This window comes from Wolbachia endosymbiont of Nomada ferruginata, assembly GCF_001675785.1.
GTDB lineage: Bacteria > Pseudomonadota > Alphaproteobacteria > Rickettsiales > Anaplasmataceae > Wolbachia > Wolbachia pipientis.
Genome location: NZ_LYUY01000119.1, coordinates 1 through 3,400, shown reverse-complemented (window position 1 = coordinate 3,400; position 3,400 = coordinate 1). Strand labels below are relative to the sequence as shown.

Below are 3,400 nucleotides of genomic sequence, written 5' to 3'. Positions count from 1 at the left end.
AATTAAGTTGCATAGAACCAGTGTCTGGGCACTGGCCCACTGGTGGGAATTGCTCCCAAACTACAACGTTCGTACAGCTATGTGCTTGACACTGGGATGACATCATAGGGGCACTGGCCTACTTAACCGTCATACCGTCGCGGTATCTCAGCCGCTAACAAGTAGCGGAATGACGATTTATCAAACGCTGCCTAATTTTCCGTAACAGTTGAAAAAATCAATAGAAAATCAATATATCACTATAAATTCACGTATTTTGAGGCTATAATGATTAATACGCTGTATGGTATAATATGGACGATTTTATCAGAGTTAAGGGCGCAAGGGAACATAATCTGCAAGGTGTAGACGTCAATATACCGAAAAATAAGCTAGTTGTTATAACTGGGCTAAGTGGTTCTGGCAAGTCTAGCCTCGCATTTGATACGATTTATGCAGAAGGCCAACGCCGGTACGTTGAAAGCCTGTCAGCTTACGCGCGTCAATTTCTCAACATTCAGGATAAACCAGATGTTGAGTCGATTACAGGTCTCTCTCCTGCAATATCTATCAACCAGAAATCGATCTCAAAAAATCCAAGGTCAACAGTTGGAACTGTTACCGAAATTTACGATTACTTGCGCTTAGTATATGCACGAATAGGAGTTCCTTATTCACCTGCAACTGGATTACCAATAACAAAACAAACGGTGTCTCAAATTGTAGATACTATAATTGCGTTACCTTTAGAAACTAAGATATATATACTTGCCCCTGTTGTGCGTGGTAGAAAGGGAGAACATCTTAAAGAGATATTGGAAATTAAAAGACAAGGTTACGTAAGGTTCAAAATAGATGGTGAAGTGTACAATGTAGATGACTTGCCTAAACTCGATAAGAACAAGAAACACGACGTTTTTGTGGTTGCAGATAGAATATCAATATTGGGCGATATAGGAAATCGACTGCCAAGTAGTATAGAATCCGCACTAAAACTTGGTAATGGTCTAATGTATGTAGAAATAGTAAACCTACCTGACAACCATAATTCCGAGTATAAAAATGGTCAAATTCTGACTTTTTCAGAGAATTTTGCATGCCCCGAGTCTGGTTTCACTCTTGAGGAAATAGAACCAAGATTATTTTCTTTTAACAGCCCTTACGGTGCATGTGGTTCGTGTAATGGGCTTGGTAAAAAACTAAGTGTTGATATAAAGCTAATAGTACCGGATGAAACTCTTTCAATATCTGAGGGTGCTTTAAAGCCAGTGGGATCAATGTTCCGTCAAGTGCACACAGGTTATGGATTTCTAAAAAGTGCAATTCTATCACTGGCTGAAAACTACAAATTTAACCTTGATATTCCGTGGAAGAACATAGATCAAGAAGTAAAAGATATGATACTCTTTGGCTCTAATAAATTTCAAGGTTTGATCAGTATCTTGGAGAACCAGATGGATTATGATGAAACACTTGTTGAGCGATATTGCTCTGTCACTCACTGCAGAGAATGTACTGGCTATAGATTGAAAAAAGAAGCGCTTACAGTAAAAATTGATAGCAAACATATAGGTGAAATATCTAGGCTCAGCATCGATGAATCCCTTAAGTGGTTTGAAAATTTGCCAGACAAGCTCACAGAACAACAGAAGCAAATCTCAAGTAAAATATTAAATGAAATAATCAAGAGGCTAGCATTTTTAAAGAATGTAGGGTTGAATTACCTAACGCTTGATCGAGAATCTAGCACTCTCTCTGGCGGTGAGAGTCAGAGGATCAGACTTGCTTCACAAATTGGCTCTGGTTTAACAGGAGTGCTGTATGTGCTTGATGAACCCTCGATAGGCCTTCATCAATGCGATAATGATCGGTTAATTGCTACACTGAAAAACTTGAGAGACATGGGTAACACTGTAATCGTTGTTGAGCATGATGAAGATACAATAATGGCTGCTGATTATGCGATTGATATTGGTCCTGGAGCTGGCGTAAATGGTGGAAAAGTTGTTGCAGAAGGAACACCAGACCAGGTGCAAAGAAATTCAGAGAGCATAACAGGGCAATATTTGAGTGGAGAGAAAAAAATTTTAATTCCAAGGAGAAGAAAGCAAGCAACTCAGTTCATAAAAGTAATAAATGCATGTGAAAATAACTTAAAAAATGTGAACGTTAAATTTCCTATAGGGAATCTTATTTGTGTTACTGGAATATCAGGAGGGGGAAAATCAAGTTTAGTCATAGAAACGTTATATAAATATTCAGCACATAAGATACATCATTCGTCTGCAAGGTATGGTCAGTGTGATAGAATAGAAGGCCTTGAATATATAGATAAAGTTATAGAAGTCGATCAGTCGCCAATTGGTAGAACTCCTGCGTCAAATCCAGCAACATATGTCGGTATGTTTACTCATATAAGAAATTGGTTTGCAGGTCTTTCGGAGTCAAAAGCAAGGGGATATAATATAGGCCGGTTTTCATTTAATACCAGAGGGGGAAGGTGTGAGGCTTGTAAAGGTGATGGGCACTTAAAGATAGAGATGCATTTTCTACCGGACGTTTATGTGAAGTGTGAGCAGTGTAAAGGGCGAAGGTATAATCGGGAAACATTGGAAGTTACTTATAAAGAAAAATCAATCTCTGATGTGCTTGATATGACGATAGATCAAGCTTGTGGTTTTTTTGAAAACCTTCCAATGGTAAAAGAAAAGTTGATTTCTTTGCAGGAAGTGGGGCTTGGCTATATAAAACTCGGACAGTCGTCAACAACGTTGTCTGGGGGTGAAGCACAACGAATAAAGCTGTCCAAGGAGCTATCAAAACGATTTACCGGAAGAACATTGTATATTCTTGATGAGCCAACAACTGGATTACACTTTGAAGATATAAATAACTTACTAAAAATACTCCATAGATTAGTCGATCTGGGAAACACTGTTATAGTTATCGAGCACAATTTGCACGTTATAAAAACTGCAGATTATATAATAGACATCGGACCAGAGGGCGGAATAAAAGGCGGAGAAGTGATTGCTACTGGAACTCCAGAAGAAGTGGTAAAAATTCCAGAAAGTGTTACAGGCAGGTATCTTAAAACGTATTTATTATAAACTATTTCTTAATTATATTAGGCTAGGTTGCATATTTATGATTTGGAGATAAGAATGTCAGTATATCGATACTTTAGAAGGTACGTTGAATATGGAGTTGTACCTGCTAAGAAAGCAGAAGATAACACACTAGTTCCAGAAAATAGTTTCTATAAATCTGTACGTTACGTTGATAATGTGCTAGGACCTGTGAAAGATGTAATTTGTGGAGTTGAGAGTAAAGGCGATTATAAGAGGTTGTCCACAAACCAGTAAATCAAGCATATTCCCTACTTAACATAACTTTACTCATAGCCAGATATATGAAACTT

Annotated in this window: 2 protein-coding genes; both read left to right on the top strand. The window is 37.9% G+C overall.

What is annotated here, in order from left to right; translation table 11 throughout:
• Nucleotides 1-293 precede the first annotated feature (293 nt).
• Nucleotides 294-3,089, top strand: a complete 2,796-nt coding sequence (uvrA, locus tag BA053_RS05735; protein ID WP_065095384.1) for an excinuclease ABC subunit UvrA — start codon at nucleotides 294-296, stop codon at nucleotides 3,087-3,089.
• Nucleotides 3,090-3,143: 54 nt separating this feature from the next.
• A complete protein-coding gene (locus BA053_RS05730; RefSeq protein ID WP_065094950.1) occupies nucleotides 3,144-3,344 on the top strand; it encodes a hypothetical protein in 201 nt (66 codons plus the stop codon).
• The last annotated feature ends 56 nt before the right edge of the window (nucleotides 3,345-3,400 follow it).

What these genes read in the sequence shown, in the direction of transcription:
- BA053_RS05730 (WP_065094950.1), top strand. Translation starts at nt 3,144, where the DNA reads ATGTCAGTATATCGATACTTTAGAAGGTACGTTGAATATGGAGTTGTA.
- uvrA (WP_065095384.1), top strand. Translation starts at nt 294, where the DNA reads ATGGACGATTTTATCAGAGTTAAGGGCGCAAGGGAACATAATCTGCAA.